This window comes from Flavonifractor porci, assembly GCF_037572415.1.
Taxonomy (GTDB): domain Bacteria; phylum Bacillota; class Clostridia; order Oscillospirales; family Oscillospiraceae; genus Flavonifractor; species Flavonifractor porci.
The window spans coordinates 81,931-102,823 of record NZ_JBBHLB010000007.1 but is presented as its reverse complement, the minus strand read 5'-3'; the positions used below and the strand labels follow the sequence as shown (position 1 = coordinate 102,823).

Annotated in this window: 8 protein-coding genes and 2 riboswitches; of the genes, 6 read left to right on the top strand and 2 right to left on the bottom strand. The window is 57.7% G+C overall.

What is annotated here, in order from left to right; translation table 11 throughout:
• Positions 1 to 129: 129 nt before the first annotated feature.
• On the top strand, positions 130 to 2,358 hold the full coding sequence (locus WHJ28_RS08160) for a DUF3160 domain-containing protein (RefSeq protein WP_340041458.1): 2,229 nt from the start codon (positions 130 to 132) through the stop codon (positions 2,356 to 2,358).
• Positions 2,355 to 3,827, top strand: coding sequence for a CapA family protein (locus tag WHJ28_RS08155; RefSeq protein ID WP_340041456.1), 1,473 nt, complete (start codon positions 2,355 to 2,357; stop codon positions 3,825 to 3,827). Before WHJ28_RS08160 ends, WHJ28_RS08155 begins: the two co-directional genes overlap by 4 nt.
• A gap of 123 nt (positions 3,828 to 3,950) precedes the next feature.
• Here WHJ28_RS08155 and WHJ28_RS08150 read toward each other — a convergent pair whose 3' ends face one another.
• Positions 3,951 to 5,342 carry an NAD(P)H-dependent oxidoreductase gene (locus WHJ28_RS08150; RefSeq protein WP_340041454.1) on the bottom strand — a complete coding sequence of 464 codons (1,392 nt, stop codon included), beginning with the start codon at positions 5,340 to 5,342 and terminating at the stop codon, positions 3,951 to 3,953.
• A 350-nt stretch (positions 5,343 to 5,692) separates the two neighbouring features.
• On the opposite strand from WHJ28_RS08150, the gene WHJ28_RS08145 reads away from it, so the two are divergent.
• From WHJ28_RS08145 to WHJ28_RS08135, 3 genes are all read left to right on the top strand, one after another.
• Entirely contained in the window at positions 5,693 to 8,146 is a 2,454-nt protein-coding gene (locus WHJ28_RS08145; RefSeq protein ID WP_340041452.1) for a LuxR C-terminal-related transcriptional regulator, read from the top strand.
• Between the two features lie 101 nt (positions 8,147 to 8,247).
• Positions 8,248 to 8,496 (top strand): hypothetical protein, encoded by a 249-nt coding sequence (locus WHJ28_RS08140; RefSeq protein WP_340041450.1) that lies wholly within the window; start codon positions 8,248 to 8,250, stop codon positions 8,494 to 8,496.
• 15 nt (positions 8,497 to 8,511) lie between these two features.
• On the top strand, positions 8,512 to 17,823 hold the full coding sequence (locus WHJ28_RS08135; protein WP_340041448.1) for an S-layer homology domain-containing protein: 9,312 nt from the start codon (positions 8,512 to 8,514) through the stop codon (positions 17,821 to 17,823).
• A gap of 183 nt (positions 17,824 to 18,006) precedes the next feature.
• Here the strand turns inward: WHJ28_RS08135 and WHJ28_RS08130 are convergent, their stop codons facing one another.
• Positions 18,007 to 19,119 carry an adenosylcobinamide amidohydrolase gene (locus WHJ28_RS08130; protein ID WP_340041446.1) on the bottom strand — a complete coding sequence of 371 codons (1,113 nt, stop codon included), beginning with the start codon at positions 19,117 to 19,119 and terminating at the stop codon, positions 18,007 to 18,009.
• A gap of 110 nt (positions 19,120 to 19,229) precedes the next feature.
• A riboswitch (cobalamin riboswitch) is annotated at positions 19,230 to 19,462 on the top strand.
• A gap of 631 nt (positions 19,463 to 20,093) precedes the next feature.
• Here WHJ28_RS08130 and WHJ28_RS08125 point away from each other — a divergent pair.
• Positions 20,094 to 20,621 (top strand): homing endonuclease associated repeat-containing protein, encoded by a 528-nt coding sequence (locus WHJ28_RS08125; protein ID WP_340041444.1) that lies wholly within the window; start codon positions 20,094 to 20,096, stop codon positions 20,619 to 20,621.
• Positions 20,618 to 20,842, top strand: a riboswitch (cobalamin riboswitch). (Overlaps the previous gene by 4 nt.)
• Positions 20,843 to 20,893 lie beyond the last annotated feature (51 nt).

The following is a 20,893-nucleotide window of genomic DNA, read 5'->3' as shown; positions in this document are numbered from 1 at the left end:
GCGGATCAGATCATTGCAACCGAAAAATTTTGTCCTTTCCTAGGGGAAGTGTGTGTGGTATACTGACCTTGCGGAAGGAAGGAAAACAATTCCATTTCTTCCATAGTTGATCGATGAGGAGGAGTCCGCATGTATTGGAACCGAAAAGACCTCCGGTGTCGGCGGAGGAAATCGACTCAGATTTCAGCGGCGCTGACCGCCGGGGCGTTGCTGCTGACCTCCGCGGGTTTTCTGGCTGGATGCAGTAAGAAATTGTCTGACTCGGCAGAAGAGAAATTTCCCATCTCTGAAGAGCATACCCAGGAGGTTAGTACCGTCCAGGCCCTTCCGCGGATCCAGCTACTGAATTTCAGCGGAGCGGAGAAAGCGGAGATCACCCCATCGGTGCCGGCCTACAGAGTGTCACCGGGATTGAGCAATGTGGTCAATACAGATCAGTTTTACCTGTCTGATGATGCGGTGAATCAGCTGGAGGAGAATCTGTTTGTAGTAACCAATAGCTACGGCCACGAGTTTTTTGAGCTGTATGAGAGCAATCGGTATAATCTTGTCCCAAACTTTGTCACCGTAGACTCCATGATGCACACCTACCACCTGTATTTCAGCCTGCTGCTCAGCCGGACAGAAAAGAATTACCTGGCTGACGGGCTGCTCGATCTGAGTAAGGGAATGCTGGAGAGCAGCATGGCCCAGTACGATGCGCTCAAGGGCAGCGAGTGGGAAGAGGCTGCCCGCCGCAATGTGGCATTTTTTGCGGTGGCGGCTGTGCTGCAGGACCCGTCGGTCCAGATCCCCGACTACGCCGCCGACCTTGCGGAGATGGAGGTGGACAGGATCAACGCCGCTGCCGGTATTGATACCTGCGGAATTAGTGGGGCTTTTATGGACTATACCCAGTTCATCCCCCGGGGATACTACGAGGGCGACCAGGTGCTGGAGCAGTATTTCCGCGCCATGATGTGGTATGGACAGGTGAACTTCGGCCAGAAGAACGAGGATATGAACCGCAGCGCACTGCTCATGAATCTGTCCATGGCCGGTGATAACCTTTCGGCCTGGGAGATGATCTATACTGTTACATCCTTTTTTGCTGGGGCCAGCGATGATTTGACTTATTATGACTATGAGCCGGCAATCAGGACAGCCTACGGCGGACTGCCGGCAGTGGTCGATCTTCCCGGCAGCGACAAGGCCTTCGATGCTTTTGTGGCTGCCATTGAGGCAATGGAGCCTCCGGCCATCAACTCCGTGCCTGTGTGGGATGGCACCCAGGATATTCAGGAACTGAATAAGGGGTTCCGCTTTATGGGCCAGCGGGTTACCGTTGATGCCGCCATTATGCAGAAGTTGGTGTACAGCCAGGTGAAGGAGTCGGCCGACGGGGACAAGCGGATGCTGCCCGACGTGCTGGATGTGCCGGCGGCCATGGGTTCGGATGCGGCCCTGGCGCTGCTGGAGCAGCAGGGCGCCGCCCAATATCCGGGCTTTATGGAGAACATGGAGCGGCTGCGGAGCACCATTGCCCAGGCGCCGGTATCCGCATGGAACGCAAGTCTATACTCCAGCTGGCTGTATACGCTGATGCCCCTGCTGGAGGAAAAGGGAGAGGGCTATCCATCCTTCATGACCAGCCAGGCCTGGCGGCAAAAGAGCCTGGAGACTTTTGCGGGCAGCTTTACCGAACTCAAGCACGATACCGTGCTCTATGCCAAGCAGATCATGGCGGAGATGGGGGACGGGCCCATTGACCAGGTGGACGACCGGGGCTATGTGGAGCCGGAGCCGGAGGTGTTCCGCCGGTTCTATCTGTTGGCCCAGCAGACCGCTGAGGGGCTGGATCGGTACGGACTGATCAATGGGGAAGACAGGGAAAACCTGTCCCGCCTGGCCCAGCTGGCCGGGAAGCTCCAGACCATTTCCGAGAAGGAACTGCGCAACGAGCCCCTGACCGACGAGGAATATGAGCTGATCCGCACCTACGGCGGCAATCTGGAGCACTTCTGGATCGAAGCCGTCAAGGATAAGGCAGAGAGCGACTATCTGGAGACTCAGGAGATACCCGCCTCTCTGGTGACCGATATCGCCACCGATCCCAACGGCACTGTGCTGCAAATTGCAAACGCCATGCCCCAGGAGATGGTGGTGGTGGTGCCGGTGGACGGCACTCTGCGGCTGGCCTCCGGCGCGGTGTACGACTTCTATCAGTTCACCTGGCCCATGGAGCAGCGGTTGACCGATACTCAGTGGCGGCAGATGATCGGCGAGTGGGTGGGTCCGGACGGCAACTATAACTGGGAGGGCAGGGATAGCCTGGTCAAGCCTGCCTGGACGGAAAGCTATCGGAGCAATTCGTGGTGAGACGGGGACTCCTGGCTGCACTGGCAGTTGGCGCCTGTCTGCTAATGATCGGTCTTTGGTGGGCCGCCCGAGGGGACGGCCCACCGGAGTGGGTGGTCTGGCATACGGCTGATTTGAGTGGAGAACCTGCCTGGAACGAGCCGGAGCGTATTACCCTGGAGGACCGGCGCGCCGTCCTGTGGAGCGGAGATAAAAAGATCTGGCAGTCGGAGCCCGACGAGCCGGTCCAGGACGTGCTCTGGTGTGATATCGACCACGACGGACGACGGGAACTGATGCTCCTGTGCTGGCGGCAGGGTCGCTATGGCCAAAGCCGCCCATTCTGGGAGGAGGAGGCAGAGGAGCGTGTCTGGTCCCAGCACATCTTTATCTACGACTGGACCGGGAAGATGGTCAAACCCATCTGGATGGCCTCTGACCTGGGGGTGGAAGTGGAAGGCTGGTCCTTTACGCCGGAAAGCCGTCTGATGCTGGAGGAGCGGTCCGGCCGGGTGAGTGCCTGGGACTGGATCTCATGGGGACTCAGCACCCTGCCGGAGCGGCCGGAAACGGCGGAGCTTACCGTGGCCGCCCTGGGAGAAAACCTGATTCACCGCCCCATCTACGACTACGGTCTGCGAAAGCTGGACGGGAATTTTGACCACCTGTTTGCCGGGGTGGCAGAGGAGCTGGCCCGGTATGATATAACCTGCATCCATCAGGAGACCATCTATGTGGACCAGCGCCAGGACTACAGCGATTATCCCACCTTCGGCACACCGGTAGAGGTGGGGGAGGCGGTGATCCGTGCCGGATTTGACATCGTGAGCTGTGCAAGCAACCATGCCCTGGACAAGGGGGCCGATGCCATTGACCTGACAGCAAATCTCTATCGGCGGGCCGGGATACTCTGTCCCGGTATCCAGCCGGTGGAGGACGGCGGCTATCAGCCCTACCAACTGCTGGAGCGGCAAGGCATCACCTGTGCCGTGCTCAGCTATACCCAGATGACCAATGGCCACGCTCTGCCGGAGCAGGCACCCTATGTGCTCCATACTCTGGATGATGAGGACCTGGTGCGCCGGGATCTGGCGGCTGCTGCAGAGGCGGCGGACTTTGTACTGCTCTTCGTCCATTGGGGTACTGAATATTTGCCGGAGCCAGATGAGACCCAGCATTATTGGGCGCAGGTTTTTGCCGACTGTGGTGTGGATGTGGTGCTGGGCACCCATCCCCATGTGCTCCAGCCCTGCGAGTGGGTCACCGGAACAGACGGGCAGCGGACGCTGGTGTACTACTCATTGGGTAACTATATCTCGGCTCAGACCGATGAGCCATGCCGCCGGGGCGGCATGGCCTATTTCGCCCTGAACCGGGAAGGGGATCAGTGCAGCGTCACCAACTGGGGCATGAAAACCGTTCTGACCCGGGAAATGAATGGATGTTATACCACAGTTCTGGAAGACGCGGGAACCCGGACGGTGCCCTGACAAAAAAACATCCGGACCTGACGCTGTTGGGCGTCAGGTCCGGATGTTTTTTTGATGAAAGAGGCCCCGGACGCCAGACCGGTGGGCCGCTGGAGACTGCATATCTGGAGACGCAGCGATCCATCAGCGGCGGGAGGAACGAGGGGATGTGCCATTTGATACGGGGTGCTGTGCCACGGCTTGCCGGACCACTTTTTCATAAGGCCCGATTATGGCCTGAGTCATTTTGTTCCCAGCCTTTTTCCGGAGGGAGGGGATGGCCAGCAGCGTACCCACCAGCCGCATCTGCCAGATCCGTTTTTTCTGTTTCTGGGGGAAGTCATAAATACCGTGGGCTTTGTAGAATTTGTGGTCCGCTTTCATCAGGCCCTGCATGATATAGGTCAGATCCCGGAAGATCTTCATTCCGCCCACACCGTAGAAATTGGCTGGGCGGGTGAGCTTGTGTTCCATGGCGAAGGCCAGTTGCTCGGCCAGACTCCGGATATCCGCTGCCGTATCCCCCTCATCGGTGGCTACGCCGCACAGGTAGTTGCCGCCCACCTCGGCCCGGCTCTCCGCGATCATCCGGAGATTGGGTTCATATTGGTAATCACCGCTGATCAGATAGGCGATGGGTGTGCCATGGGTAACGGTGCGATGCCCGTTACAGAACTGCCGGTCGTCAAAGCATTTGAAGCTGGAGTGGGTGTAGTGGTCGGAAATGCTGAAAGCATAGACAAAACCGTCGGCGTTTTGAATGGTATTCCGCAGGAAATCATCAAAGCCGTCCTGATAGACGCATTTTCCAGTGATAGCGCAGCCAAAGCAACCCAGGCAGCCGCCGCCGAAGGGGAACTCCCGCAGGTTGACGACTCGGCTCTTATAGGGCAGAGCAGCCTGGAAATCGACGATCATATGGTTTAAATTTTCATCATCCGGGGCACAGTTGGTGACAATGACTACGTCTTTGGAGTTTTGCTTGGGGGAGACGGGCAGGACAGGCTGGTAGACTGCTTTGTCACGGGTGGGGGCGCTTACTGGCGGAGTGACAAATAAATGGTGCGCGCAGGAGAAGATCAGCTGGTCGAAGAAGTGTCTGGCTTCTTGACGGCCCTGGGGGCTGAGCAGGTCCTCCATGTCAGCGGACAGTCCTCGTACCACCTTCATGCCCAGATCAAAGCAGTTGTCCTCCACATATCGATGGGCAGTCACATCGTAAAAATGTTTGGAGGTGGTGATCTGGGAGGCGTATTTGCCGGACAAATCCACGCCGTCCGCCTTAATGAGCTCCATCAGCCGGTGGAGCTGATAGGGAGCAAGAAAGGTATAGACAGGGTAGCAGAACAGAATAAGGTCGGCATCTTCCAGCGCGGACCGTACCGGGGAAAAGTCCTTTTCGCAGGCTTTGATGCGCTGCCCCACCGGCAGAAAGGCAAAGGTGTGCTCTGGGTGCAGTGCCTGTAAATACAGGGCTGTATGAACGGTGGTGGAATTTTTGCCCTTGGGGCTGGCGTTGAGTACAAGAATCTTCATGGACACCCCTCCCAAATATAAAGTGAACGGCAGTGCCGGTTGGGTTTCAACTGGGGTATATTCGTAGTATAATTGTACCATATCACAGAGAAAATACCAGAAAAACTACGAAGTTCGCAAGATTTGACCTGTGCAGAGCGAAATGAGCCTTTTCAGAACGTACAGTGATATATCATTTCTGTGGGATGAAGTTTTATTGCGTACTTTTGAACTGTGATGCTTGAGATCCGAAGCAGAGCCGCTGTCATGCGGAGCTGCGGGAGTTGCCCCAAATCCCTCTTTTGGGGGAGTGACAAAGGGATGCTTTGTTCTTATAATAAAATCGCATGAAAAGCGGGGGAGCTGAGCGTATGGAGGGATTCTATTTTTCAGAGGAGATCCAACGAAAACTTGCTTACATATATCAAAGCAGCCTGACCATGATCGAGGCGCCCGCAGGCTATGGAAAAAGTACGGCAGTTCGCTGGGCCATGCGGGATGTTGCTCCGGAACAGGTGCGCTGGTTCACGGCGGTGAGCTTTTTGCAGGATACCAGTCTGGACTGGTTCATCCGGCAGATCGGCATCCTGAATAAAGATGCGGGCGCGGCCCTGCGGGGACTGGGTTTTCTGAATCGCAGCAATGTGAGCAATGCCGCGGACATCTTGTCCCGGCTTTCGGTGACTACACCGTGCTACCTCATTCTGGACAACTTTCAGCTGATAGGCGATAACTGGCCGTTGCCTCTTTTGCAGGCCATGGCGGACCGGCACCAGGACGGGCTGCACGTCGTTCTAATCTCTCAGAACTTCAAAAAGCTGCGGGCGGTCTTTGAAAGCAGCTCCGGCGTTTCCAGGCTTCACTCCAGAGATTTCCTGTTGGGGAAAAAGGACATCCTGAACTATGCACGGCAACTGGGCCTGAATCTGTCCCGTCAGCAGGCGGATGGAGTTTACCGGAATACGGAGGGGTGGGCCGCGGCGGTGGCCCTGTATTTGAAAAGCCTGCAGGATACCCCGGACAGATTGCCGGAATTTCACGATATGGACGGGCTGCTGCACGAATTTTTCTGGAGAAAGGTGTCCTGCCGGGAGCAGGAGATGCTGCTGCGTGTGGCAGTATATGACTGCATCAAAGAGGAGCAGCTGCCGGACATTGCCCCCGGGCAGGAGGCGGCTTTGCAGAACCTCCTGGTGCGTACCCCCCTTATGCACCATGATCTCCGGGCCAGAGCCAGCTATCCCCACGAATTGCTGCGGCACTTTCTGCTGGAGATGCTGGAAACCATGCCGCCGGACTTCCGTTGTCAGGTTTATGAGGCTGCCGGGGACATTTATCGTCGGGCGGGGAACAACAAAAGGGCCGTGGAGTGCTTTTTCCGGGCAGGTAACGATGAGCAGCTGCTTTCCTGTGAACTGATCGGCCTTTTGGGGGAGAACTTTGGCTCCATCAGCTATACCGGCCTGGCCCGTCAGGTACTGCGGCGGTGTCCCCGGGAGACGTTGGCTCGATACCCCCTCTCCATGCTGCGGCTGTGTCTGGCCCTCTTTGGAGGTACGGATTTCAGAGGCTTTGAAGAGGCACTGGAGCAGAGCAGAATGATTTTGGAGGAAAACGGCAGCAAACAGCTGATGGGCGAGTGGTACCTGCTCTCCGCTTTCCGGGAGTTTCCCGATATCCCACGCATGAAGGCCCGCTATCTGGAGGCCGTTCCCCTGATGCACGCCCCCTCCCAGCTTTTTGATCAAAAGGAGCCCTATATGTTCGGCACCACCTCCATGTGGTATCTCTTCTACCGTACGCCGGGAAAGATGATGGAGACGGCGGAAGAGCTGCGGGATATGCTGGAAGTCTACAATTCCCTGACCGGGTATCACGGCGCCGGAGCCTATGAACTGTACTTGGGCGAGGCCCTCAGTGTCCAGGGACGGTTTGACGAGTCGGATATCTATGCCCACAGGGCGGCAATGCTGTCTGAGCAGTGGCAGAACGCAACCATTACCTACGGTGCGGCCTTGCTGCTGGGCATCAACGCCATCTACCAGTCGGATATGATCTCCCTGCAGAAGGCCATCGAATATCTGGAGACCAAGGCGCTGGCCTATCCCTTTTTGCAGCACACCGCCATCAATACCCAGATGGCGGAGACGGTCCGTACCTATCTGCTGGGCCTCATGATGGAGCCGGACCGCTCCGCGGCCTGGGCAAGAGGCTCTGCAGATATGCTGGGGGACCTTACCTTCACCAACTTTATGGCAAAGACCAACCGGATCACCGATCTGATTCTCAAGAAAGAGTACAAACGGGCCATTGCCAGCGTAGAGGCATCCCTTCAGCTGGACCCCCGTCTTATCTCCCTGTCTACCCGCAACTTCATGTGCGTAGGTCTGTCCCTGTGCTATCTGTCCATGGGGGCCATACCCAGGGCGGCAGAGTGGCTGGAGCGGTCCCTGTCTCTGGCGGAGCAGGACAAGAACTATACCTTCCTGGCCTGTTTCCGAAAATATCTCTCCATTCTGTTTTTGCTCCCCTCCATCAAAAAGAAGCATCAGGCCGCCATCGCGGAGATCAAGGCCATGGAGATCCACTACACCAGAGCGGAGGAGAGCCGGATTTTCGCTATGCTGGAGAAGTACCCGGACCAGATGACGGAACTCAGTGACCGGGAGCGGGAGGTGGCCCAGCTGGCAGCAGAGGGCCTGAGAAACAAGGAGATTGCCCAGCGGCTCTTTATCTCTGAGGAGACGGTGAAGAGCCATATCCGCAGCATATTCAATAAAACTAACATTGACCGCCGAAGCAAACTGGTGGATCTGCTGAAATAAGCCCCTTAAAATCCCCCGTTTGGGGGATGTGTGCAGCATAGGAATTCTGTATGATTTAGACAGAGTTCCTATGCTGTTCTTTTTTGAAAGGAGGAGGTTTTATGGAAGCCGCCAGCACCACCCTACGGGTACTCCCGGATTATCAGATCAAGCTTTGCTTTCCCAACGGCAGCGAGGCGGTCATTGACATGAAGCATAGGGTCCACGCCATCCGTTTTGGAAGACTGTCTTCTCCGGGCCTGTTCCAAACAGCCCGTTTGGTGGACGGCGAGGTGGTCTGGGACAACGGGACTTATTGTGTACGGGCATCCATCAATGAACTGCTGGATTCCATGCAGATGGACGGATGATAAGGAGGAAACTTTATGAGGAAGAGAGTGTTGAGCCTGCTGTTGGCAGCCTGTATGACGTTCTCGGTGCTTCCTGCTACGGCCTATGCCGCCGTGGGCGAGCTGCTGGGGAACAGCCCGGCTCAAAACCAGATGCTGCTGGAGCAGCTCTCCGCCCTTACCGGCGGAGATGCCCAGGCGGTCTATGACGTACTGGAGCAGTATGGCCTGCTGGACGAAAACGGCCAGCTGAAAACAGACCAGACCGTGGATCTGAACGGAAAGACCTACACGCTGGAAGAGATGGAGACCCTGTTGGGCGACCCGGGCACCGACCTCGGCCAGATCGGCTATGTGGACGGAGTGCCCATCGCGCTTGGGGATCTTAAAACCATCATTGCCATCGAGCGGGAGATGGCCCGCATCCAGGAGACCTATTTCTCCGGGAAGGCCTTTGAGGGGGAGAGCCTCACGAACCTCAGCAGCCTCATGGCCCATCTCCAGAGCGAGGGCATCACCCTGAATGCCGGGGCCGTGAACACCACCGCTGTGGTGGATGTGAGCAATTTTACCTCCGTCAAAGTGTCGGAGATAAAAGTAAACGATTCTACCTTTTGGTTGCCGGAGGATGCCGTCCTCTCGGTGGACGTCCGCCTGGACCCCGGGCTTGTGGGATTGAGTACCGTCTCGGTGTGGATAGGAACGGAAATGATCGAGTTAACCCCTAATCAACCATCCGCTACTCTGGTATATCATGCCACAGAAGCTGGCAGTGTGGGAATAGGGATCTATGCTGACGCCGATACTGCCCCCGAGTACGCCTACGGCCAGCTGGCCGGGGCGGTGCAGTTCAGCAACGCCAAGGGATTCGTGTTCCAGAACGGGAATGATTACTCCGATTCCCACACGGTGCGGGTGACCAAGGACGTGGAAGTGCCCGACCTGTCCACTTGGTGGGAGGATGACAACTGGGACACAGGCTATAACGCAGAGGGAGGATTAAACAGCCCTATCGTTTCGGAGTTTAACTTTCCTATTCTCAACTCCTCTGACAGAGGTTCCAGCGGTTCTGACAAAGCGGCCGGAATCACTGCACAAGATGTCAATGCGTTCATCGCTTTGCTTCAAGGGGCCAAAGGATTGACGGAAGCAGACCAGGTATCAGAAGGTGATTTCGTCTACTTTACGGTTTCCGGAACTTTAGTCCATATTACCGGAGAGAACCCGAATGCATATGTCGTACCACCCGATGTGTGGGGAAGCTATACGAGAAATGCGTACTTTCTCCCAAGCACTGACTATGATTCATCCCAGACGGCGGACAGAGTGGAGCTTAACGGTAACTATGGTTTTAGGTATGCAAACTGGAAATCAGGAGGCGAAAACTCCTTTGAATTAGAAGCCTATACCAAGTTGGGAACAAACGCTGTCCCGGATAAACTTGTCATTGTCCACCCGTTCAAGCAGGCCGCTTCGGGATTCTTGGAAAAAAACAGTTGGCAGCAGATTAAATCCTGCCGTGTGGAACTGACCAATGACAAGACCGCTCCCAAATTAACTGCTGCCACCGCCCCCAGCGCCACCTACCGGCCCGGCCAGCTGGTGCCGGTGACCCTCGCCTTCGATGAACTGGTGTATGTGAACGACAACGCCAGCATCGTTTTCAACGGCGGTGAGGCCAACGGAGGCGTAACCCTCAACGCCGACCAGCTGCACATGAGCAAGGCGGGCAACCAGATCCTCCTGTGGTACCCGGTGCAGAAGGTGGACGGCGCTCAGGTGACCATCACCTCCTGCTCCGGCATCACCGATATCTTTGGCAACGAGGCGGTCATCAACGGCGAGACCGCTACGGGGGCCACGCTGGAGAGCGCCCTGTACCGGGACGCCGCTACCGGGGTCAGTGCCGAATATGATGCGGTCAGCGGCATGGCCACTACTGTCATCACACTGGACGGCAACACCGCCTACAAGACCAAATACAACAACTATCACCAGCCCACCGATGGCTCTCCCAAGGAGCTGCCCTTCCGGGCGGTGGTCACCGGCTCCAACGGCGTGATCGCCACGGAGCAGGTCTATGTGAACGAGGACGGCGAAACATTCTCCACCCAGCCTTTCGCCGTCACCCCTCAGACGACGGAGCAGACCTACACCGTCACCCTCCAGGTCAACGAGGGCACACGGGAGGATTCGAACTGGCAGGACCTGTCCTACCGCACCGACCTGAAAGACACCTTTACCGTGGCGGCTCTGATCCCGGCGGACAAGGTAGAGGTCACGCCGGAATCGGATGAGAAAAACTACACCCTCTCTCTGGCGGATACCGTCCGCCCCACCCTCACCGCCAAGGTTTACGGCCCGGACGGCACGACCCTGGCCACCCACCAGAGCGGCAAGTGGTCCAGCAGCGATCCGGACATCGCCACCATCAGCACGGAGAGCGATTACTCCGGCAAGGTGGCCCTCACCGGACAGAAGATCGGTACAGTGACCTTCACCTTCACCGCCGACAACGGCACACCGGATGACCCCAGCGACAAGACCGGCACCTCTGAGACCTACACCGTGACGGCGGGCGACTCCCTGGCCCTGGTCATTCCAGAGGGGGCTTCCACCATCGTAGCCCGACAGAACACAGCCGCTACCATACTGTGGAGTTCCAATGCGGCTCTGTTTGCACCTGACAAGGACTTTTCCTACACCATCGAGCTCTTTGAAGGCAATTTTGCAACCGAGACGGAGCTGACCGCCGAGCCGGTGTGGAAAACGACTGCCACCAAGGACCAGAACAGCGTCCAGATTTCGGAGGATGTGCTGAACGAGCTGTCCAGCGGCAATACCCCCGCCTATACCGTGCGGGTCTCCATGCCACACCCCAACGGGTCCGGAGACGACGTCCGGCTGTCCGCCCTGGCCTGGATCGTAGTGAGGCCTGAACCTGCCCAGGCCCAGCTTATCCGTCCGGAGAGCATCTATTGGAAGGACAGTGACGGCTCCGTCTCCATCGGATGGACAGCGGAGAACCTGACCGAGGGCGGCGGGCAGACCGTTACCCTTACCATCCTGCGTGTCACAGAGGACAATACCTCTACCGAAATCTGCAACGAGATCCGTTCCGGTCCCTCCGGTACTTATCCGCTGCAGTTGGCCAAGGTGGCGGACGGCTATCTGAAGGACACCTATCAGGTGATGCTGCGGGTGGACAATCCAGGCGAGGCCCCCAGCACCGACTCCTTCCCTCTGTATGTCTACAACGGCGACGCTCTGAAGATCGTGGACAGCGGGGGGAATCAGATCAGCACCCTTACCCTGGACAACGCCGGAAAGGTCAGCGGTAATCTGCCCACCAGCACGGCTGAGATCCTGGCCATGCGGCAGGAGTTGGGCCTGCTGGACTTCATCGGCATCAACTACGGCGATTACAGCTGGAATTCCTTTAAGGACGGTATCGCCTGGGCTACCGACAACGACGCCATCGCGGTGAACTATAAGCAGGGCGGGCTGTATGAGAACATCAAGAACTTCTCCTTCAGCACCTATCTGCCGGAAGTACAGATGGGTATCTCCTCGGTGGAGGGCGGCACCGCTAAAGTGACGGCCACCCATGCCGCCACCGGCATGACGGCTGAGGTAACGGTCACCGCCAATACCCTGCGGGACAAATTCTATCTGTTCCAGGTGACCCCGGCGGCTGAGACCACCCTGCGCTATCAGGATGGCACCGGCGCTGAGCGGACGGTAAAGACCAACTCTGAGGGCGTGCTGGCCCTCTACGAGCCCAACGGCATCGCCAGCGACGTGTGGCTCAGCTCCGAAACCGGAGACACCGAATACATGGGTACCATCTATCGGCAGGACCTCCAGTCCGGCGAGCGGGACGCTACCAAGCTCCAGCTCTATCCTCTGAACACCTTCCGGCTGCGGGAGGCAGCCAAGGCAGAGCTGACCTTCGCGCTCCCCGGCGGTGCGCCGCTGGCCAACACCGATGTCACGGTGCGGGGCGGTGTGTTTAAAAACGGTTCTTTCTGCGAGACCGCCGGTCTGGGCACCAGCCGCGGCAGTATCGGCGCAGCGGGGGAGAACCAGCAGGACACCACCTTTACCACCGACGAAAACGGCAAGATCATAGTCTACTTTGACGCCACTCAGTTCTGGTCCCAGGCGGCAGGGGAGAGCGCTGGTACAGTGGTGTCTCCCGTGGACAAGATCCAGTATGTGCTGGAGATCCGGGATATCGTCAATAACACCTATTATCCCGTATTCCAGGTGGTGAACGGCAGCGTCAGCGTCCAGCAGGAGATGCGGACCGCCGCCGGAGTGGTCGTGCTGGAGGAGGTGTCGGCCGACGAGGCGAATAAACCTTTCGTGGCCCGGCAGACCATCGATTACGATCTGCCCAGTGGAGAACTGGTGGATGTACGCCACTCTACCGGCTTTGTAGGCCCCAACAACACCTTTAAGCAGGCTACCCTTACCACCACCATGCTCCTTTGGGGCCAGACCGGTGAGGCCAAAGACTATTCCCTGGCCGTGGTGGACGAGTTCGGTTATACCCCCAAGGAGCAGAGCAGGGATTCCAGCCGGTATCCTTTTGCCTCCATGATAGTGGTGGAAAACACCATGACCCTCAACGAGGAGACCATGACCACATCCGGTTGGATTCCCGACGGAAAGGACGTGGGTCTCAAGACCAGGCTGACCAAAGACAATGCCCTGGTGCAGGAGCGGACCATGCCCTTCCGGACCATCGACCTGACCCGGGTCATTCCGGTCAACGAGGATGAGAACGTCACCCAGATGCTGGTGACTATGCAGGGTTCCAGCATTCTAAAGGGCGTGGATTTCGGCAATGTGGGCGGCAGCAATATCCTGAAGACCCTCACCGGCCGGTTGGACGATCTCTCCGGTCCCGTGAATGGCAGCGTATTCAAGATGCTTATTGCACCCAGCGAGGACCCCACCGTCTTTAACGCCATCATCTGGACGGGCTATAATACCCTGGGCTTGGAGGATGTGGAGTACTCCGGAGACGGCGTGGCCATCAGCGGGAACTTCCTGTCCCAGAACCTGGAGGCCAACGTGCCCGGCGTAGGCGACATCAGCGAGATGGCTCAGGGTACCTATAATCCCTCCGCCTCCATCCGGGAGAATAAGAACAAGACTACCATCACCAACACCGAAGTGGGCCTCCAGTTGGAGGGCTACTATGAGGCGGAGATACGCTACAACCGGGATACCCAGAAGTGGGAAGTCTTTACCAAGGGCGGCGGCTTTACCGCCGGCGCGGGCGTAGGGTTCGGATTTGACGTCAACGCCATGGCAGGCCCCGTGCCCGTCACCGGCAGCTTTGAGGCTGGCGGCGCTGTGCAGCTGGACTTTAAGGCCGCCGTGCGCTACAGCCAGCAGGGCGCCGGTCTGGAGTGGAGCGATCCCTCCGCTACCGCCGTCACCGACTATCTCACCAATCTGCGGCTCAACGCCTATGTGAAGGCGTTCGGCGGCGTGGGCTTTGACTACTCAATTATTGCACTGAAGATCGGCCTGTTCGGCGAGCTGGATGTGGACAGTCAGAACCGTTTCCTCTCCCGGACTTATCTGAGCGACTCGTCCAAGCAGCAGCTCAACGGCCAGGCGCTGTCCATCCAGAGTGAAGTGGGCATCAAGTTTGTGGCGGAGTTCCTGGCAATCTCCTATGAGGCGGTGCTGGCCTCCGGTCAGTTTGGCGCCACCAAGTCCTTCAACGACTGGAAGACCATCGACGACTACTGGAACAGTGCCAATACCGGCCTGTCCACGCAGAGCCTCCAGGCTATGGCAACCCAGAGCGGCCTGCGGGTGGCAGCTTCCAGTGCGACCCTTCAGGACCGGGATTACCTGGAAACCTATGCCCGAACCTGGGGGAATCCGCTTCGGTCCTTCGCGCTCTTCAGCCTGGATGAGCCCAGCGGCGTGGAGTACCTGCAGAACAATGCCAACCCCGCCTCCTATCCGGAACTGAGCGACGACGGACAGCTGCTGGTGTATATCAGCGACAGCGACAGCCAGAGCATTTATGACAGCCGCGCCCATTTCAGCACCCTGAGCGGCAGCAGCTATGCACCGTCCACAGAGATCTCCCATCCCGCCGATTTTGAGGGCTACGGAGACAGCAATGTGGACGTGGCTGGTACCCAGTCCTTCGCGGCAGCGGCCTGGGTCCGTTTGAACACAGATCTTCCCGGCAAGGATGCCGATGATCCGGTGACAGCAGTAGATCAGAATCTGTTGATGAACGGTACGGAGATCGTGGCCTCCATTTACAACGGCAGCGGTTGGACCTCCGCCCGGCTGACGGAGAATGCTACTCCGGATCTGGCTCCCGCCGTGGCCTCTGACGGTGCCGGCAGGGCAGTGGTGTTCTGGCGCAGTGTTTACAGTGCCGGTCCCGAGGAGGACCTGATGGGCTTTGCCGCCCGGGATCAGATCATGTACAGTGTTTATAACGGCGCTGCATGGAGCGAGGCCAAGATACTCTATAACGGGTCCAGTGGCAGCGTCAAGGCCCTTCAGGCCGCCATGCTGCCCGATGGTACTGCTATGGCAGTGTATACTCTGGATCGCAGCCAGACCGGAAACATCAGTGACTATGAGATCGGCTATACCATCGTAGACGATACTGGTATACCCGGTGCCTCTATGATCGCTACCAGTGACACCTGGCTGGATGAGAATCCCCAGGTGATCGCAGCTGATTTTGGCGGCGGCGATCACCGGTTCGTGATTGGCTGGCACAGCCTCCGCAGTGAGACCGGCGACATCCAGCTGCTGGCTGTGGATGAGGCCGGCGCCATGTCCAATACCTTCCCCGCGTCTCTGTCTGCCATCACCAGCACCGGGGATGCCAGCGTCAGCGGCGATTTCCGCTTTGCCACCCTCAGCGGCGGCTATGGTGTGGACGACCTGACGATCATCTGGAGCGAGCAGGTCAGCGATAGGACCAATGAAGAAGGCCTTACCGCCGCCGCTCACAGCGTCCTGAAGGCAGCCAGACTGCTGCGGGACAACAGCGGCTACCGCCTGTCCGCGCCCCTGGAGCTGGCAGAGCTGCCGGCCAACAATCTGGTGAACCACTTCAGTGCCTACATCAGTGGGGAGGACCAGGTCAAGGCGGTCATCCAGGCCACCTACTACGATAACGAAAACACGGAAACCATCAACGGCGTTGTTGTACCCGGCGAGAAGGCCATGCTCTACACTGCTACCTCTGATTTCGATCAGTATGGGGTGGAGGTAGAGAACATTGGAGTGGACTATGAGAATCTGATGACCAACAGCCTGACTCCCATCCAGTTTACGATCCGCAACACTGGCATCAAGGATCTGTCCGGCTTGACTGTTACCATGGCAGACGGAGAGACCGCTGGACTGGAAACGGTGCTGAAGCCCAACGAGAGCGCGGTCCTGACGGTGTACCACAAGGTGGGCGACACAGTGGCGGATCAGAGTTATACCATCTCTGGGAATCAGCTCTCCAGCGTGACCGGCACGGTCTATCTGGATTACCCCGATATCGGTATCGCCCGGATGGAAGTGCTCAAGGAGGAGGCCGGAAAGCGTACCGTTTCCATGACTCTGTATAACGCCTCCGGCGCGACTCTCGCCGGGAACAAAGAACGGGAGGTCAAACTGGCCCTCTATACCGATAACCTGTTCACGCAGCCGGCGAATGTAACCTGTGCCGGCGACGGCGTTGCCGCAGACAAGAATATCCTCACCATTTCCGGCGGGGATGCCCTGAAGCGCATTGATGAGGGCTCCTTTACCCTGGAGCTGACTTACGATGTGGGCGGCTATGTGACAACGGTGCTTGGGCAGAAGGAGATCCCCAGCAGCGGTGTGTATCTGTATGCCGATGCATGGGCAGAGGGTAAGGTAGGCGAGCAGAGCACTGCCCAGCGCCTGCCTGAGTACCGCGGCGGCAATAATCAGGCGGCGGTGTCCCTGACCGGCGCATATGCCCGCACCGGGGATAAAACCACGCTGGATGTGGTACAGACCAATGCGGATGTGACCACAGCCACGATCACCCTGAGAAACAACTGCCTTCAGGCGTTGGACACCGGGACCCTGGAGGCCACCCTTCTGGATGCTTCCGGCCAGCCGCTGGAGACCAAGACCACCAGCATTTCCGGCAATTTGCCCGGTGAGACCGCGCAGATCAGCCCCATTACATTTAGCCAGCTGGGCAGCCGGGTGGTGGTACACACGATGACCGGCGAGGACAGCCTGTGCTTTGACGGCCTGCCCGTATCTATGGATGATTTTGTCCTGGGTGAGGACGGCACGCTGACATACGCCCTGTCCGAAGTTTCGGCGGATGGCACTTTTGTGACCGCCGTCTCCGGCAGCGGAGAGAAGGTTGCCATCAACGGCAAGGAATTTACCGGCAGCGGAAATCTCTATGTACCCATTGGTGCGGGGGAGACGGTCATCATCGTGACCATCGGAACCAAGATTTACTCTCTGCATATCATGAGTACGCACGCCGGAGCATCCCGCTATAAGATTACCGTGGAAGCCAGCAGCGGCGGCAAGGTGGAGACCGGACAGAGCACGGCCCACGCAGGCATGACTGTTACACTTACCACCAAGCCAGATGAGGGCTACCGGCTTGCAACGCTCACCGTCACGGATAAAAACGGGAAAACCATCACACTGAATGATAAGGGAGATGGTAAGTATACCTTTACTATGCCGTCCAGCAACGTCACGGTGAAGGCGTCCTTTGCCGAGATCACTGCTGGAGACCTGCCCTTCGTGGATGTCCCGTCTGGAATCTGGTATGAGGACGGAGTGCGTTACGTCTATAAGCATGGCCTGATGAAGGGGACCAGCGCCACTACCTTTGCACCCGACATGACCACTACCCGCAGCATGATCGCCACCATCCTGTGGCGGATGGAGGGCAGCCCGGTGGTGGACGATGCAGTGGCGTTTGATGATGTGAACCTGGATTCCTGGTATGGCGAGGCGGTCCGATGGGCCGCCAAAGAGGGCATCGTTACCGGATATGGCAACAACAAATTCGGTCCCGATGACCCTATTACCCGGGAACAGATGGCTACCATGCTTCACCGCTACGCAAGCTATAAGGGACATGATGTCAGCGCGGGAGAGAATGTCAACCTCCTCTCCTATACCGATCTCGCGGAACTTGGCGAGTATGCCGTTTCCGCCATGCAGTGGGCTGTTGCAGATGGGATCATAAACGGCACCAGTTCCAGTACCCTCAGCCCCAGTGGCAACGCAACCCGCTCTCAGATCGCTGTGATTTTGATGCGGTATTGTGAGAAGACGGCAGAGTAACAAAATACGGAGTATTTGGAGAAGGGCATATTGCCCTCTGAATCACCGGCGGTGAGAATACCGCAAAACACGAACAAGGCGCAGGCAGCCTTTGGCTGCCTGCGCCTTGTTTTCCTTCGGCTTCTGGTATGCCAACAAAAGTTCCAGCTTTTTCCGCTGTACTGATTCTGAAGGGAATGTGGTTTATGTAGGGTCCTGATTTGGATATAGACGTTCCTGTTCCCGCAAGCTGGCCAGGAGCAGTTCGCAAAGGAAGTGCCCCAGCTTCTCCATCAGTCCCGTACCATGGATCAAGGGAAAATCACAGTGGTAGTGCTGCTGAACTTGACGCAAAAGATGATTTGCCCAGTCCACAGACTCCATTTCCGTCAGCATTCCGGCGCGGCATTGGTCCTCCAGATGCACATAGAGCGTGACAGCGCCGACCAGAAAGGCATCCCGATCCAGCTTTTCCAAGGTCCTGGAAAATGCGGTGTGTCGATCCGGTGACCGGTCCAGGCACTGCGCGGACAGAGCGGCCGCGGTGATCCCAAAACGCCGCAGCCTTCGAAGTACAGAATGCTGTGCCTGAGCACAAAAACCGGTCTGGCGGAAGAGCGCTTCCATGAGGGCCTCCCGGACGGCCAGCGCAGTCAGCTCGCCAAACTTAAAATGCTTGCCTGCGTTCAATAGCGTACCGGCGTTTCCCACGGGACAGATAATGACCATACCGTCCGTGCCGGTGCCGGTGGCAAGGTTCCTGGATATGCTGCTGCCCTGCATCAAATCCCGGAGTACAGCGACTTTTGCCTCTGCGGCAGTCATGATCAGTTCCGCCATGGCGCCGGGGGAGAGGGGGCGGTCTGTAACCAGGAAGATGTTGATGGTCCCGGGCGGTACGGGACAGGGTACGCCGTCAGTCTCCGTCAAAGCTGCCGGGTCGCCGGCGCACAGAGCGTTGACATCGGCACCGGCGGATACTGCGGCGGTGATCTGGAAATCCTCACAACGTTTCGTAACTACCACCATGTTGTCCAGGTTGGCCGCCGTATCCAGACCGGTGGTATGCTCTGGGTCCAGGCCAAGACGCCTGGCGATCGCCCGCTGATGGTCTTGCAGATTGTTCCCCTCCATGGGCTGACATACACTGGCTGTTTGGCAGTCGCAGTAGTTGAAAGCAGCAGTCAGATCCGTCCGCATCCCGCCGCCGTTGGCCCCTGTGGACAGGACTGTGCGGGGGCCGGAAAACCGAAAGATGGCAGCCTGTTCTGTACAAGTCAGGTGATCGCCGTTACACAGCACAAAAACGCGTTCCATACATCTTTATCCTCCGGGCTTTTGAGATGTTCTGAATGGATTATAGCAGATCGCTGCAAGCGGGAACAGACCTATTGACGTTTTCTCTGTCCGGTGCTACGATACAAACAGAAGTTCATAGGATGCTTTGTGGTTTCCGCCGCCTACCGCTCCAGACGCGCGGCGCGGAAACTGGACAAGGGAACCGGGTGAAAGTCCCGGACGGTAACCGCCGCTGTAAGCGCTGAGTTCAGATCCGTTGGCGAAAGCCAGTCATTGGGGAGACCTGAGAAGGCAGGGTGTGGACGTGGAGGGTTCCTCCGTAAGCGCAAGTCAGAAGACCTACAAAGGAAAGCATCTGCTGCCCGTACAGAGGCGGCGGATGTGGTTTTGGTACGCAGGAAAACGGCTGCGGCAGTCAAAGGATTGCCGCAGCCGTTTTGCGCGCTTAAAACCGGTGAGTGCCGGCGGAGGTGGGGAAGCAAATGCAGTTTTGCGGCAAAGTGAGGGAGCAGCGGTGACAAATGGGGCAGAATGCCCAAGAAATAGCGCTGACTGCCGATACATTCTTGACAGACCTGTAAAAATCGGTTACAATGCACATTGCGAGCGGGTCATATGCTTGACATATGCCAACTGACAAGCCGGTGCGAGTCCGGCGCAGTCTTACCTCTACTGTATTTGGCTTCGGCCATAAGCCAGGTTCGTCAGCCTGCTCCATGGTAATTGATCAAGGTGGTATCCATTGCCGATTTTTGCAGCTGTGCCCATATCTAGGCACGGCCTGGGTTTTTGCACATTTTTGATGTGCAAAAACCCAATTTGCAGGGATCGGCAATGGATATCTGCTTTTTGCCGGCAGACACGCCATTGTCTGCCGGCTTTTTATATTAAGGCGATGGATCCCAAAGATTGAGGGGGTGAAGACCGTCAGTAAACGAAGACAGGCGCGTCCGGCCAAACTAACGCCGCAAGAGGCGGAGCGGTATCGGGATATGATACAGAAGCTGGCGCAGCGGGACGCGGCGGAGCACGCAGATTACGGCACGCAAGGAGAGAAGCGAGGGGTTCCTCATCCGTCCCTTTCGTTATCCAGCGGCCTCGGCAGGGCGGTCTATGCCAGCTATTCTGATGAGGCGTTGCTGGATGTTTTGCGCGCTTCCGCCGCTCGTATCGGGCGTGCTCCCACGCAAAGTGAGGTCTTTTCCCTGTACCGCATCTATCTGAAGGCCCGGTTCGGTACCTGGCCGGCAGCTCTGCGGGCAGCCGGCATGAGACGGCTGCCCACCCCCGACCTGACCATGCCGGATTGGGAGCGGATGCTGCGGGAGGAACCGGGAATCTGCGGCGCTTTGAGGGACGTGACCGTCCGCAGAGAACGCCTTGGATACCCGCCGCGCAAGCGGGATGTATCGCAAGCCAAAGTCCTTTGTGAGCGATTTTGCTCTTGGGAGAATGTAATTGCTGCTGCGGAGTCTTTTCAAACGTGGCAGAAGGAAAGGGGGATAGTCTGCAACAAGTAAATAGGAGCATTTGTTGTGGCCCTGTCTCGGCGGAAGCAGAGGGAGGGATGAACAAGGGAATCGGGTGCAAGTCCCGAACGGGTACCGCCGCTGTAAGCGCTGAGGTGCCGGATCGTTGGCGAAAGTCAGTCACTGGGGAGACCCGGGAAGGCAGATCCGGCGTTGTGGAGCATTTCTCCGGAAGCGTAAGTCAGAAGACCTACAAGAGATGCAAAGGGCTGTGAGGACACGGCTCGACCATGGGAACACGGCTGTGGCGATCAATGGGATCT

What these genes read in the sequence shown, in the direction of transcription:
- WHJ28_RS08140 (WP_340041450.1), top strand. Translation starts at nt 8,248, where the DNA reads ATGGAAGCCGCCAGCACCACCCTACGGGTACTCCCGGATTATCAGATC.
- WHJ28_RS08135 (WP_340041448.1), top strand. Translation starts at nt 8,512, where the DNA reads ATGAGGAAGAGAGTGTTGAGCCTGCTGTTGGCAGCCTGTATGACGTTC.
- WHJ28_RS08150 (WP_340041454.1), bottom strand. Translation starts at nt 5,342, where the DNA reads ATGAAGATTCTTGTACTCAACGCCAGCCCCAAGGGCAAAAATTCCACC.
- WHJ28_RS08145 (WP_340041452.1), top strand. Translation starts at nt 5,693, where the DNA reads ATGGAGGGATTCTATTTTTCAGAGGAGATCCAACGAAAACTTGCTTAC.
- WHJ28_RS08160 (WP_340041458.1), top strand. Translation starts at nt 130, where the DNA reads ATGTATTGGAACCGAAAAGACCTCCGGTGTCGGCGGAGGAAATCGACT.
- WHJ28_RS08125 (WP_340041444.1), top strand. Translation starts at nt 20,094, where the DNA reads ATGATACAGAAGCTGGCGCAGCGGGACGCGGCGGAGCACGCAGATTAC.
- WHJ28_RS08130 (WP_340041446.1), bottom strand. Translation starts at nt 19,119, where the DNA reads ATGGAACGCGTTTTTGTGCTGTGTAACGGCGATCACCTGACTTGTACA.